Origin of the sequence: Acinetobacter sp. YH12200 (assembly GCF_013418175.1) — a bacterium.
Taxonomy (GTDB): domain Bacteria; phylum Pseudomonadota; class Gammaproteobacteria; order Pseudomonadales; family Moraxellaceae; genus Acinetobacter; species Acinetobacter pseudolwoffii.
In genome coordinates this window covers 102339-116136 of the sequence record NZ_VPCO01000004.1, presented here as the reverse complement: position 1 = coordinate 116136, position 13798 = coordinate 102339, and the positions used below count along the sequence as shown (strand labels likewise).

General features: G+C 44.9%; 8 protein-coding genes. 6 read left to right on the top strand and 2 right to left on the bottom strand.

The features are described 5' to 3' along the window. Nucleotides 1-22 precede the first annotated feature (22 nt). Nucleotides 23-715 (bottom strand): energy transducer TonB, encoded by a 693-nt coding sequence (locus FTU90_RS03740; protein WP_100328935.1) that lies wholly within the window; start codon nucleotides 713-715, stop codon nucleotides 23-25. A gap of 150 nt (nucleotides 716-865) precedes the next feature. Then, nucleotides 866-3532: a TonB-dependent receptor gene (locus tag FTU90_RS03735; protein WP_159138571.1), complete on the bottom strand. Its 2667-nt coding sequence runs from the start codon at nucleotides 3530-3532 to the stop codon at nucleotides 866-868. A 744-nt stretch (nucleotides 3533-4276) separates the two neighbouring features. Between FTU90_RS03735 and FTU90_RS03730 the strand changes: the two genes are divergently transcribed. The 6 genes from FTU90_RS03730 to FTU90_RS03705 are packed head-to-tail and all read left to right on the top strand — an operon-like array spanning nucleotide 4277 to nucleotide 13745. Next, entirely contained in the window at nucleotides 4277-6034 is a 1758-nt protein-coding gene (locus FTU90_RS03730; protein ID WP_159138572.1) for an ABC transporter substrate-binding protein, read from the top strand. Between the two features lie 22 nt (nucleotides 6035-6056). Further along, nucleotides 6057-7862: an ABC transporter substrate-binding protein gene (locus tag FTU90_RS03725; RefSeq protein WP_159138585.1), complete on the top strand. Its 1806-nt coding sequence runs from the start codon at nucleotides 6057-6059 to the stop codon at nucleotides 7860-7862. Between the two features lie 19 nt (nucleotides 7863-7881). Then, nucleotides 7882-9888, top strand: coding sequence for a M3 family metallopeptidase (locus FTU90_RS03720; RefSeq protein ID WP_100534700.1), 2007 nt, complete (start codon nucleotides 7882-7884; stop codon nucleotides 9886-9888). A gap of 12 nt (nucleotides 9889-9900) precedes the next feature. Next, entirely contained in the window at nucleotides 9901-10839 is a 939-nt protein-coding gene (locus FTU90_RS03715) for an ABC transporter permease (RefSeq protein ID WP_159138573.1), read from the top strand. Nucleotides 10840-10846: 7 nt separating this feature from the next. Continuing rightward, the gene (locus FTU90_RS03710) at nucleotides 10847-11998 is read left to right on the top strand and encodes an ABC transporter permease (protein WP_159138574.1); all 1152 of its coding nucleotides are present in this window, start codon (nucleotides 10847-10849) and stop codon (nucleotides 11996-11998) included. Nucleotides 11999-12008: 10 nt separating this feature from the next. Next, the gene (locus FTU90_RS03705) at nucleotides 12009-13745 is read left to right on the top strand and encodes an ABC transporter ATP-binding protein (RefSeq protein ID WP_159138575.1); all 1737 of its coding nucleotides are present in this window, start codon (nucleotides 12009-12011) and stop codon (nucleotides 13743-13745) included. Nucleotides 13746-13798: the final 53 nt, after the last annotated feature.

Sequence of the window (13798 nt, the reverse complement as noted above, 5' to 3'; positions counted from 1 at the left end):
TTTTCTTTATCTGTTGTATCTGTTAGTCAAGGACAAATTCATAGGGAATGTCATACCAAGATTCTTGCGGCTCGCCATCTTTCATTGCTGGCTTGAAGGTACATAAACTGAATGCTTTGGAGGCTGCCCGGTCCAGTGAACGGCTACCGCTCGACTTTTTCACTTTGGCATCCTGAACCTTTCCAGCAGTATTTACATAGACAGAGATCAGAACTTCACCTTGCTCATCATTCATGAGGGCATCACGTGGATAGTCAGGACGTTTACAGCCGGCTTCACCTTGCGCTACCCCACGAGTAACGCCAGCAGGTGGTGGCGTAGGCGCTGGAGCGGCTGCAACCACTGGGGCCGGTGCTGCTACCGGACTTGGTGAAGGACTGGCTGCAACCGGAGTAGGTACTGCAACAGTCGTTGGCTGACTCGGTGTTGGAAGGGTTTTTTGTACAGGAACCACTTTTTCAACCGGTTTTAGCTCAGGCACTTGTTCCACTATTTTCGGTGGTTCTGGCGGGGTTTCTTTTGGTGGTTCAGGTTCAGGTGGCTTGATATCCTGGATAATCATCAGCTCAACCGGCTGTTCGGCCGGTTTAATAATGTCTTTTGCCATACCCGCCATGAGTACCAGGCCAACCAGGATATGCAAGAAAACCACCACCCCAATACCCGTCAGTTTTTTGGCGGAGTTTTTTTCTAAGTCTTCAAACTTTGTGCCCATCATGACTCCTAGAATTTAAGACAAACAGGAAATAGTGCACTGATGAGAAAATTGTTTTTGGTTACAGGCAGCATTATTTTTTTGTTCGACTAAAATTAAACGGGGAAAACTGCAAACACCGCTTGGCAGCAGTGTTTGCGAATTAATTAATTAAAAGAATTTATAGGTACCACGTAAGAAGTAGGTACGGCCCATTGGGTCACCATGACGAGGATCATAGCCGTATTGGGCATTATTGGTTGCATCAGAAGCAGGTGGTTCTGCATCAAACATGTTACGGATACCAGCAGTTAGCTCCAGATTTTTGAATCCGTTATAGGTTCCTGCAAAGTTATAAAGCGTATAAGCACTTACATCACGTTCTTGTGAAAAGTCTTCATAACCACGGATATATTGTTGTTCTAGTCTCATTTTCCAGTTTTCATAAGACCAGTTAATATTGGCAATATGTCTCCAGCGAACGACTGCAGGATCATCATAGATGCCCACCAAACCTTTCCATGAGCCACCCGGTTCTTCTTGCTCATCCATTTTGATGACATAGGTCCCATCAATGCCGAAACCGAAGCGGCCGGTCGCTGTCATTGGGGTTAAATAATTCAGGCTAAGGTCAATCCCTTCAGTTTTTAAGCCACCCATATTTTGTAAGGTGGTGTTTAAATACTGAATACGGCCATCTGGTGCATAAACGATCAGGTTGCCATAGCGATCAAGATCATTGAAAATATCATTAGGTGTAACTGAGCTAACTAGACCTTCAATGTCAATATTGTAGTAATCGGCAGTGAAGACCAGATTCTTGATCGGTTCATAGACGAAACCGGCTGTAAAAGAGGTTGACTCTTCCGGCTGTAAGTCCGGATTACCACCCTGTTTACGCTTGAACTGCATACCACACTGATCGGCAAACTCGATGTTGTTCGGTGTGCCGTCTGCATTACAAAAACGCGGGTTATTAAAGTTGGTGCTGGTATTGGTTTCACTTTGTAAGGAGTTAATTTCCCACATACTTGGTGCACGGAATCCGGTGCTATAAGAGCTACGGAACATCAGTTCTTTCATTGGTTCCCAGCGTAGAGATACTTTTGGATTAAAAGTGTCACCAAAGTCACTATAGTCATCATAACGCGCCGCAAGTTGAGCTTCTAAGCTCGGCAAGATTGGAATGTGAAATTCGGTAAATACTGCAGTGATATCACGGTCACCAGAACTTGCAGGCTTGTCCGGATCAATACCACTACCTGGAACCTGTCGAACCAGATCCGCATTGACCTTGGCTTCCCAGTCCTGAGTGGTAAAGCTTCCGCCCAAGGCAAAGCCAACTTCACCCGCAGGTAGTTCGTAGATTGGGCGACTGACAGTGAAATCTAAGGTGGTGGAATCCAAGCTAGCCATATTGGTCGCGCCTGCTACATCAAAGGTCGACCATTTTCCAGCATCTGCAGCTGCCTGAGGACCAAATGGATTTAAGGTGCCATCATTAAGCGCAGCCTGAACCTGACTCTGGTTCAGATAACCACTGACGAAATTGTCAGTTGCTTCACTTTTGGCATAAGTTACGCCACCATTTACATCCCAGCCTAAAACCTCACCTTCGATTCCTGCAAAGAACCGGTTTGATTCATTCACTGATTGAGAAACGCGGTTACCTGACTGTGAACGTAAAAAAAGTGGGACTCTTGTATCTGTAAGACCAGCAATGCCTGGCGTAATACCTTGGCCCGGGTAGTATTTGCTGGTATCTGGAATAGAAAGGGTTCCAGCCCATACATCTGGGGCAATTGAAGTGGTCACTTCACTTTCGGTATAAATATATTCAGCAACGGCATTTAATGAATCGGTGAGTTTAAATGTACCTTTGGCTAAAGCAGAAAAGGTTTCTTCATCTGGAGTAATGCCAATGAGTGCTTGAGTATTTAACAGGCAGCGACTCCCTGAGATGAACATATTTGGAGCATTATTACAGTTCTGATTAATATAAGGGTTAACTATGCCTAGAGTTGAGGATTGCAAGTTAGCAGGAAAGCCCGAACCGGAACCAATTGACATGTTGAGTTCAGGAATCAAGCCACCACGACGGCTGACTTTACGGTCTTTGGCCATAATCATATCGGAAGTACGATAGTCGATTACACCATAAACGTTAAATCCCTGTTCGTCCAAATCCCCATAACCACCGAAAATCGAAACATCATACTTGTCGCCATTTTTTTCTTCCGGTGCTTGCAGTCCGCCCGAAATACCAAAACCTTGGTATTCTTTTTTGATAATAAAGTTAATTACCCCGGCAATTGCATCTGCACCATATACCGCAGAAGCACCATCACGCAGGATCTCGATACGGTCAACCATCGCCAGTGGAATGATATTCAGGTTAACTTCAGAGGTACTGAAAGGGCTATTTGCTAAACGACGGCCATTTAATAAAACTAGAGTCTTATCGGTACCAATACCACGCAGGTTGGCAGCTGAACCCGAAGTATTACTTTTACCGATATTTTGTGAAACAGCGAAGCCGGCTTGGTTAGCACTGACTTTATTAATGGCTTCTTCAACCGTGGTGACCCCTTGGTTCACCAGATCTTCAACTTTAAGTACAGTAATTGGTGATGCGCTTTGTGCTGCAACCCCTTTAATCGACGACCCCGTCACTGTCACTTTCTGAACTTTGGTCGGTTGTGCCGCAGAGTTTTCTGCTTCATCCGCTGCATGTGCTAAAGACAAAAACATCATACTTAAGGTAAGCGTACTTAACTTGAGTATCGTTTTGCCAACCGTTGGAGTCCCCATAGATCCGACTAGTTTATTTATTTTCATCGTAAAGTTCACCTTTCTTGTTGTGTGAAGATAATGCTGTATTCTTTTTAAGCAAAGCAAGTGCCAACTTAGCTGTAATTCTTGTAAAAATATTCAAAATATTAAGAAGTATTTAATTTATAACGGTTTAGAAAGAAAGAACTTATGCGTCAGGGAAAGCAGATAAAAGGTATTTGAATAAATAAGAAAAAATGATATTGAAAATCAGTATTTATGGCTTAATAGTAAGTATTATGTAAAAAATATGGTAACTGGTTGGCATTTTAAAATTTTGTAATGCCTTTGTAATACGGCTTAGGACTATGATTTAAAACTTTTATAGTAATAAGCTTAATAATTAAAAAATATAGATTTATTTTATTTATAGCGAGAAGTGCTGTACCGCAGGAATGCTATAAAATGACTCACTAGTGAATTATTTCTGTGCAATAAATTGAAAGTCATTGTAGGATTAATGCAACAAATACTCCGAATTGTATCTGAGTGATTTTATAAATGAATATTATTTTAAATAATTAATAAAAATATGTTTTTTGATGTACAAAGAACTTAATTATTACTTAAAGCCTAGAGTGGCATGAAATTAGCTTAGCTTTGAAAGATTAGGTTCATCATATAGGCTGAATGTTGAAAAATAAAAAACATGAAGCAGATAAAAAGTGATAGATACATATAAAAACTTATTCATTTTAATAGCTTAAATAAACAAAAATAGGTATGACTTTGAAATCAGCAATGTTAAAGATGACCGTTTTAGCACTGACCATCGGATCGGGGGAGGCGGTCTTGGCAAAATCGCCTGCGCAGTCAGATAAAGTTTTAAATATTGCATTTGAAGCGCCTGATGACGGTTTTGATATGGTCAAGACCTATAATTTTTATAGTGGCAGTATTGCCGAAGCGATTTTTGAACCCTTATTACGCTACGACTATCTGGCACGACCCGCCACTTTAACCCCGAACACTGCGGAAGCCTTACCCAAGATCGAGCAGGAGGGCAAAGTCTATACCTTCAAGATTAAGCCTGGAATTTACTTTAGTGCTGATCCGGCATTTAAGGGCAAAAAACGTGAACTGGTTGTCGAGGACTATATTTACTCCATGAAGCGGGTCATGGATCCTAAAAATCATTCGCCGACCTTTTCGTTTATTGAGGGCAAAATTCTCGGTGCAGATGCTGCCATTCAGCAAGCCAAAAGTTCTGGTCAATTTAATTACGATGCGCCAATTGCAGGACTAAAGGCACTTGATCAATATACCTTGCAAATCACGCTCACGCGTTCCGACTTTAATTTCCCTTATATCATGGCCTATGTCACTTTTAGCGGTACCGCCAGAGAAGTCATTGAGCATTATGGCGCGCGTGCAGGTCAGCATCCAGTCGGGACAGGGCCCTATCAATTGCATAAATATGTGCCGCGTAGCCGGATTGAATTAAAGGCCAATCCAGATTACCGGGGATTTAGTTGGAATTTTAAGGGTGAAAATACGGCCTGGGATCAACGTCTGGTGAAAGAAATGAGCGGCAAAAAAATGCCGCAAATTGGGATGGTCAAGGTCAGTATTATTGAAGAAGAACAATCGCGCTGGCTGGCGCTGAAATCGGGTCAACTGGATTATGACCGGCTCACTGCAAGCGGTGCCGAACAGGCCCTGGTCAATAAACAGCTCAAAAACGAATACAAGCAAAAAGGCATTTTACATTATCCAAATAAAGACGCAGAAATCACTTATACCATCATGAATATGCGCGATCCTGTGGTCGGTGGAAATTCACTAGAAAAAATCGCTCTGCGTCGGGCAATCGCCTTGTCTTATAACCAGAATGAAGCCATTAAACAGCTGTATAAGGGACATGCAGATAAAGCTGAAATGACCATTCCCGAAGGCGTGAATGGGCATAATCCAGCTTATAAAAATAGCATTGCCTATAATCCGCTTTTGGCCAATAAGCTGCTCGACCGTTTCGGTTATAAAAAAGGTGCAGATGGCTATCGGACTTTGCCTGATGGCAAACCTTTGACACTGAAAATGAACTCGACCAGTTCCAGCTCTTCAGTGATTGCAGCGGAATTATGGAAAAAAAATCTGGATGCAGTTGGTCTACGTATTGAATTTAAAATCAGCAATTTCGCCGACAACCTGAAAGAAGCCACGCAATGTAAACATATGCTGTGGGGCGGTGCCTGGATTGCAGATTATCCGGAGGGTGAAAATTTTGCTCAACTCTTATATGGCCCAAATGCACAGCAGGGCAACCTGAGCTGCTATACCTCAAAAGCCTATGATGCTCTGTATCAGGCTGCCATGAAGCTGCCACCAGATCAGCGTACGCCCTATTATGAAAAAATGAACCGGCAAATCGAAGCCGATAATCCCTGGATTTTACACAATACCCGGGTGCGTAACTGGCTGATCCATCCTCAGGTTCAAGGCTTTAAGGCACATCCAATCATGAACTCCGTTTGGCAATATCTCGATATTGAACCAGTCAAAAAATAAACCTATTTAGATGAAGAGTATGATGAAGGGAAATTTATCAAAGCAATTCAAGCAACTGACGGGTAGTGTTCTGCTGGGAAGTTTGCTCTGCTCGGGGATCGTTTCTGCATGGGCCATTAATCCTGCAGATCCTAACAAGGTGATTCGGGATGTTTTTCCGGTGGCAGAAACCGGATTTGATCCCGCCGCAACGCACGATGCCTATTCAGCCCGGGTTAATAGCGCGATTTTTGAAAACCTGTTTAGCTATGACTATCTGGCAACCCCAGCCAAGCTGATTCCTAATACCGCGGTTGCCATGCCAGAAGTCAGTGCAGATGGTCTCACCTATACCATCAAAATCAAAAAAGGCATTTACTTCGCCGATGATCCCGTTTTTAAAGGTCAGAAACGTGAACTGACGGCTTATGATTATGCCTATTCATTAAAACGTCTGATCGATCCCAACTTGCATTCACCAAATAGCTGGTTGCTGGATGGCCGGATTAAAGGGCTGGAAGCATGGGTCGCCTTAGGCAAAAAGAATGGCAAAGTCTATGAAAACCCCTTTGAAGGCATTCAAACGCCAGACCGTTATACCCTGATTCTGAAACTGACCCAACCGGATCAAAACTTTCCGATGTTACTGGCACATGGCCCAGCAGCTGCAGTTGCCCGTGAAGTTATTGAAAAGTACCGTAATAAAGCAGGCTTTGCGATGGACAAACCAGTCGGTACAGGCCCTTATTTATTGTCACGCTGGACTCCGGGTTCACGCATTATTTTAAAAGCCAGTCCGAACTACCGGAGTTTTGTCTGGAATTTTAAAGCCAGTAGCAGCGAAGACCAGCCCATTGTGGATGCATTGCAAGGCAAAAAAATGCCGCAAATTGGCACGATTGATATCCGGGTCATTGAAGAAGCCCAGTCACGCTGGTTGGCCTTTAATAAAAATGAACTGGACATGACTGAAATCGACGGCGACATGGTGGTTCAGGCGCTTGAAAATGGGCTACTCAAACCCTCCTTAAAACAAAAAGGGGTTCAGTTATCTAGGATTACCGATCCGCTGATTGGCTACCATTACTGGAATATGCAGAATCCTGTGGTCGGTGGGTTCAGCAAGGAAAAAATTGCGCTACGTCGTGCCATGGCCATGGCTTACTCTACCGACAATATGATCAGTGTCTTGCTCAAGGGCGATGCCAATAAGTTACAGATGCCGGTACCACCCGGAGTGGTTGGTTATTCGCCGGATTATAAAAGCAGTATTCCCTATTCGGTCAAGGCGGCCAATATGCTGCTTGACCGTTATCAATACAAAGTCGGGGCCGATGGTTGGCGCAGACAACCCGATGGTAAGCCTTTAGAGATTGAACTGATTGTCGGTAATACCAGTCGTGGTCAGCAACAGGCAGAATTCTGGAAAAAAGTCCTGGACAATATTCAGATCAAGATGGTCAGCAAAGCCATGCCATTTGCCGAGGCGATCAAGCTGGAAAAACAGTGTAAGACCATGTTTAAAAGCTCGGCCTGGATTGCTGACTATCCGGATGCCGACAACTTCATGCAGCTTTTTTATGGCAAAAATGTCAATGTCACCAACAATGCCTGCTTCAAACATCCTGAATTTGACCGCCTGTATGAGCAAACCCAAAGCATGCCAGCCAGTCCTGAACGTGATGCAATCTATCGCAAAATGTCCCGGATTCTGGAAGTGAATATGCCGGTACTGATGCTATATAGCACCTATCGTAATGTCTTGTCGCAACCTCGGGTCATTGGTTATAAAAACCATCCGATTCTGTCTTCAGAGTGGATGTACATCGATATTGATAGCAAAAAGTAAGAAAAATCTGGAGATAAATATGAAATCGAAGTCTTTAAAATTAAGTAGCTTATGTTTAGTCATAATGGGGGGGTATCAGGGGGTAGCGGCACAGACTCAAGCGCAGCTACTGCCATTATTTAAGGCAGCAGAGATTCCATCTTTATGTGATGCCAATCTGGCCAGCATGCAAAAAGATATTCAGATATTTGAAAATCAGAAAATTAAAAATAAGGCCAAGGCAGGGCCTTATCTGGCTGAATGGGATGAATTACATGCCAAAGCCCGGGATTTTGGTGCAGCAGTCGGATTGTATAGTAATGTCGATCCAGACCCTGCATTGCGTCAGGCAGCAGATGACTGTGAGCTAAAAATCAGCAAGTACCAGACCACGCTGTACCAGAATCCGAAACTGTATGCCCAGTTCAAGAAACTGAAAGCCAGTGATCCGATTGATCAAAAATTCTTGCAAGATATTCTGGAGCAGTTTGAAAAAACAGGGGTACAACTCAGTGCAGAAAAACAAAAGCGCCTGAAAGATATCATCGAAGAATCGACCAAGCTGTCTCAGGATTTCGCCAAAAATGTACGTGATAATCCGCATAAAGTCGAATTTACCCCAGCAGAAATGAAAGGTCTGCCAGCCAGCTATATGGCGGGGTTAAAGAAAAATGAAAAAGGCAATTATCTGCTTGGCTTTGATTATCCGGAATACCAGCCATTCATGGAGCTGGCAGAAAGTGATGAAGCGCGTAAACGTTATCAGATGGCTTATACCCGCCGTGGGACAGAGCAAAACCTGCAATTTATGAAAAAAGCCATTGATCTGCGTTATGAGATGGCCCAACTTTTTGATAAAGAAAGCTATGCACATTCAGCCCTTGAATTTCGTATGGCAAAAACCCCTGAAGCGGTGAATTCTTTTCTAGAGGATGTATATAGCAAAGTCGCACCTTTAGAGAAGCAAGATGTAGAGGAGTTACGCCAGTTCAAAGCCGAGACCTTAAAAGTTCCACGAGAGAAAGCAGATATTACTCGCTGGAATCAGGGCTATTGGAGTGAAAAACTGCGTCAGGCCAAATATAAGGTCGATCAGGAAAAACTGCGCGATTACTTCCCGACCGAAGCGGCACAAAAATGGTTATTTGCTGTGTCATCAGAACTGTACGGGATTGATTTCAGGCCGATGAAAGTCAAGGCCTGGCACAATGAAGTGGAATATTATGCGGTACATGACACTGCCTCAGGTGAATTCTTGGGCGGATTATATGTCGATAAATACCCGCGTGAAGGTAAATATGGACACGCGGCCGTCTGGGGCGCCTATGGTGGCAGTACCCTGAATCAGCGTCGTCCGGTGTCGGTACTGGTCACCAACTTCAACCGCAAAGGTTTGAACAGCAACGAGCTGGAAACCTTTGTGCATGAAATGGGGCATGCCTTACACGGGATTTTATCGAAAACCCGCTATTCCGAACAGTCTGGTACATCGGTAGAGCGTGACTTGGTGGAAGCACCTTCACAGATGTATGAAGAGTGGGCACGCCGTCTGGAAACCTTATCAAAAGTGGCCGATTATTGTGAACCGGCTTGTCCACGTGTCGATGCTGCCATGACTGAGCGTCTCAAAGACGTAAAAAACTATGGTCGCGGTCTGCATTATGCGCGTCAGACTTTATATGCGCAGTACGATATGGCCTTACACAGTAAAGATGCCCTCAAGACCGACCCATTAAAATTATGGCAAGAGATGGAAAGCAAAACTGCCTTGGGTTATGTACCCGGTCAGCAGTTCCCGGGACAGTTCGGGCATGTGATGGGCGGCTATCAGGCAGGTTATTACAGCTATATGTGGTCCGAGGTGATTGCGCTAGATATGCTCTCTGCCTTTGGCGATCAGTTGATGGATAAAAAAGTCGGTGCGCATTATCGCAATACGGTCTTGGCGCAAGGCGGACAAAAACATGGCGAGCAGATGGTGAAAGACTTTCTGGGTCGTGATCCAGACAGCAAAGCTTTCTTTAATGAAATCTCTGGAAAAAATTAAGGAAGGCAAGCGATGCTGGCATATATTATTCGACGGCTCTGGCAAATGATCCCCACCATGCTCGGGGTGATTTTGCTGATCTTCCTGCTGTTTAACTGGGTGGGGGGCGATCCTGCCTATATCCTCGCCGGTAAAATGGCCAATGCAGAACAGATTGAAAACATCCGGCAACAGCTTGGCGTGGATCAACCGTATTATGTGCAACTGTGGATTTTCACCAAGCAGATTTTAACCTTCGATTATGGGGTGAGCTGGAGTACCGGCGAGTCGGTGGCGCAAATTATTAGTACGCGTCTGGGACCCTCACTGACCATTCTGATTCCACTGACCATTTTGCAAACCATTATTTCCATCATTTTAGCCTTGGGTGTGGCGTCAGTTCGCGGCAGTCTGACCGATCGCATGATCATGATGCTGTGTACCATCGGTATGTCGATCAGTATTCTTGTCTATATCATTGTGTTTCAGTACTTCCTCGCTTATGAGCTGAGCTGGTTTCCGGTGCAGGGCTGGAGTGATAATTTCGCTGACAATCTTTTCAAATACGCCTTGTTGCCTGTACTGATTATGCTGGTGGTGAGTATTGCCCCGACCTTACGTCTGTACCGCAGTTTCGTACTGGATGAAGTCAATCAGGACTATGTGCGTACTGCACGGGCCAAAGGTCTGGGCGAGAGCCGGATTCTGGGCGTGCATGTGCTACGCAATGCCTCGATTCCGATTATTACCGATGTGATGGCGGGGCTTCCAGCACTGCTGATCGGTGCTTTCCTGATTGAGCGTTTTTTCGGTATTCCGGGGATTGGTCGTGAAGTGATTATTGCCGTAGAGCGTTCGGATTTCCCGGTGATTAAAGCGATTACGGTCTATGTTGCCGCTGCGACCATGATATTCAACCTGATTGCCGATCTGATCTATAAATGGGTCGATCCACGCGTACAGTTGAAGTAGGTGAATTATGCTGAGTGCGATATTTAAAAAAGAGCAACACGCTCAAGCCGTGCCTGAGTCTACTTCGACAGGATTATGGCAACTGGCCATGCGCCGTTTGAAACGTGACCGGATTGCCATGTTCTCCTTATTGGTGGTGCTGTTTTATCTGCTGCTACTTTTGCTTTCCATGAGCGGTTTTATTGCCAAGGACTGGAATAAAGAAGTGGCGGTCAGTTATGCACCGCCAAGTTTTATCAGTGCAGCGCCTATGCCGGCTGTTTCCGGTGAAGAACAGGAAGCAGAATTGGTCGTTTTACCGGTCAATCCAGTCGATCCTTTAAAAGAGGTGATTGCAGAACTCAATGCTGAAATTGCTGCTGAGCAAAGGATGGGGGGCAGCATTGATTATTATGGTGTAACAGATCCGCTGGCAGAAGACATGCGCGTCATTAACCAGCAGCTCGGTGGTCAGCTGATGGATCAGGACAGCGAATTAAAACAGAGTCTGATCTTTGGTGCGGATAAATGGGGACAGGATGTTTTACAGAAAACCATTAAAGGTGCGGAAACCTCGATTCTGGTCGGACTGGTTGCGGCTTTGGTCGCTGTGATCATTGGCACCGTACTTGGTGCACTTGCCGGTTATTTTGGTGGCTGGGTCGATGATCTCCTCAACTGGTTTTATAATGTCTTTACTTCAATTCCTTATTTACTGCTGGTTCTGGCAATTGCTGCGGTGTTGCAACAGAAAGGGATTTTATCAATCATCCTGATTTTAGGTCTGACCGGCTGGACTGGGGTTTTTCGTCTGGTTCGTGCCGAGTACATGAAACATACGGCGCGTGAATATGTACTGGCTGCCAAGGCGATTGGGGTGAGTAATTTACGGCGTATGTTTGTACATATTTTTCCGAATGTCAGTCATATTGCCTTGGTACAAATGTCCATTCTGGTGGTGGCTTTTATCAAATCTGAAGTGATTCTCAGCTTCCTTGGTTTTGGCGTGCCAATCGGAGTAGTGTCTTGGGGAAGTATGCTGAATGAAGCGCAAAGTGAGCTGATTTTAGGAAAATGGTGGCAACTGGCCGCAGCCTCGATTGCCATGGCAATACTGGTGACGGCTTTCTCGATGTTTACCGATGCACTCCGTGATGCATTAGATCCGAAACTGAAATAGGAGCGCAACCATGTCTGAAATCAATCCAAGTACAGCACCTGCGTTACTTCGCGTGGAAAATCTGCGTGTCAGTTTTAAAGGTGAAAATAAACAATATATCGAAACCGTAAAAGGGGTTTCTTTTGAAATTCCGGCCAATACTACGGTGGCATTGGTGGGAGAATCGGGAAGTGGCAAGTCGGTTACTTCACTGGCGACCATGGGCTTGCTCCCGACGGAAAGCGCGCGTATTTCCGAAGACAGCCGGATTATCTTTGAAGGGAAAAATCTGCTTAAGCTCAAAACCCGTGACATGCGCCAGATGTGTGGTAAAGACATTGCCATGATTTTTCAGGAGCCGATGTCCTCGCTCAATCCGGTATTTACGGTAGGCATGCAGATTGCAGAAATCCTGCAACTCCATTTGGGTATGAATAAAAAACAGGCGCGGCAACGTACTTTAGAACTGCTCAAAGAAGTGGGTATTCCTGCACCTGAAACTAAAATCGATGCCTATCCGGGACAGCTTTCGGGGGGGCAGCAGCAGCGGGTCATGATTGCCATGGCCATTGCCTGTGAACCCAAGCTGTTAATTGCGGATGAACCGACCACTGCCCTGGATGTCACCATTCAAAAGCAGATTCTGGACTTGCTGGAATCTCTGCGTCAGCGCCGTCAGATGTCGATGCTGTTCATTACTCATGATCTGGCTTTGGTGGGGGAAATTGCCGATCAGGTGATTGTGATGCGACATGGGGAAATTCGTGAACAGGGTTTGGTTCAGGACGTACTGGATCGACCTCAGGATATGTATACCCGGGCTTTATTGCATTGCCGTCCACAATTGTCGCAACGTCCGTTACGTTTGCCGATGATCAGTGATTTTATGAAACAGGATGGTTCAACCTGGCTGGACGATATCCACCTGAATACTCAACTTCCGCAACGCTCACGCGGACTCAAGGGCGGAGAAGAAATTATTCTGGATGTACGTGATCTGAAAAAATCTTTTTATAGCCGCAAAGGTCTGTTTGGCAAAGATGAATTTCAGGCGGTGAAAGGGGTTTCTTTTCAGCTGGCCAAAGGTAAAACCTTGGGGCTGGTCGGAGAATCCGGTTCGGGCAAAACCACCATTGGCTTGCTATTGATGCGTTTGCAACAGGCAACAGGCGGTAAAGCGCTATTTCAGGGGCGGGACATTTTGGCCATGTCTGAAAAGGAATTTAACCAGTATCAACGTAAAATCCAGATCATTTTCCAGAATCCTTATGCCTCTTTAAATCCGCGTTTTACCGTGGGGCAAATCCTGATGGAACCGATGCAGATTCATAAAATTGGTCAGGATGATGCAGAACGCAAGCAAATGGCTTTGGACCTGCTGGAGCGGGTCAGTTTGCCTGCCCAGGCTTTTTATCGCTATCCGCATGAATTTTCCGGTGGTCAGCGCCAGCGTATTGCAATTGCACGTTGCCTGACTTTGAAGCCTGAAATTTTGATCTGTGATGAGTCGGTCTCGGCGCTGGATGTATCGGTACAGGCACAGGTCTTGAATTTACTGCAAGATTTGCAGGATGAATTTGGACTCAGTTATATTTTCATTTCACATGATTTATCGGTGGTGAAGTATATTTCAGATCAGATCATGGTGATGAATCATGGGGAACTGGTGGAAATTGCCAATTCAGATGAATTGTATCAGTCACCACAACATGAATATACCAAGCGTTTACTCAGTGCCATTCCGCAAGGGATTCCACAAAGTGACTGATACATAAGGCATAAAAAAGTCAGGCAATTGCCTGACTTTTTTTATTTATCTTA

Bases quoted from the DNA above. Each gene is read 5' to 3' on its own strand.
- FTU90_RS03740 (WP_100328935.1), bottom strand. From the start codon at position 715: ATGGGCACAAAGTTTGAAGACTTAGAAAAAAACTCCGCCAAAAAACTG.
- FTU90_RS03735 (WP_159138571.1), bottom strand. From the start codon at position 3,532: ATGAAAATAAATAAACTAGTCGGATCTATGGGGACTCCAACGGTTGGC.
- FTU90_RS03730 (WP_159138572.1), top strand. From the start codon at position 4,277: ATGACCGTTTTAGCACTGACCATCGGATCGGGGGAGGCGGTCTTGGCA.
- FTU90_RS03725 (WP_159138585.1), top strand. From the start codon at position 6,057: ATGAAGGGAAATTTATCAAAGCAATTCAAGCAACTGACGGGTAGTGTT.
- FTU90_RS03720 (WP_100534700.1), top strand. From the start codon at position 7,882: ATGAAATCGAAGTCTTTAAAATTAAGTAGCTTATGTTTAGTCATAATG.
- FTU90_RS03715 (WP_159138573.1), top strand. From the start codon at position 9,901: ATGCTGGCATATATTATTCGACGGCTCTGGCAAATGATCCCCACCATG.
- FTU90_RS03710 (WP_159138574.1), top strand. From the start codon at position 10,847: ATGCTGAGTGCGATATTTAAAAAAGAGCAACACGCTCAAGCCGTGCCT.
- FTU90_RS03705 (WP_159138575.1), top strand. From the start codon at position 12,009: ATGTCTGAAATCAATCCAAGTACAGCACCTGCGTTACTTCGCGTGGAA.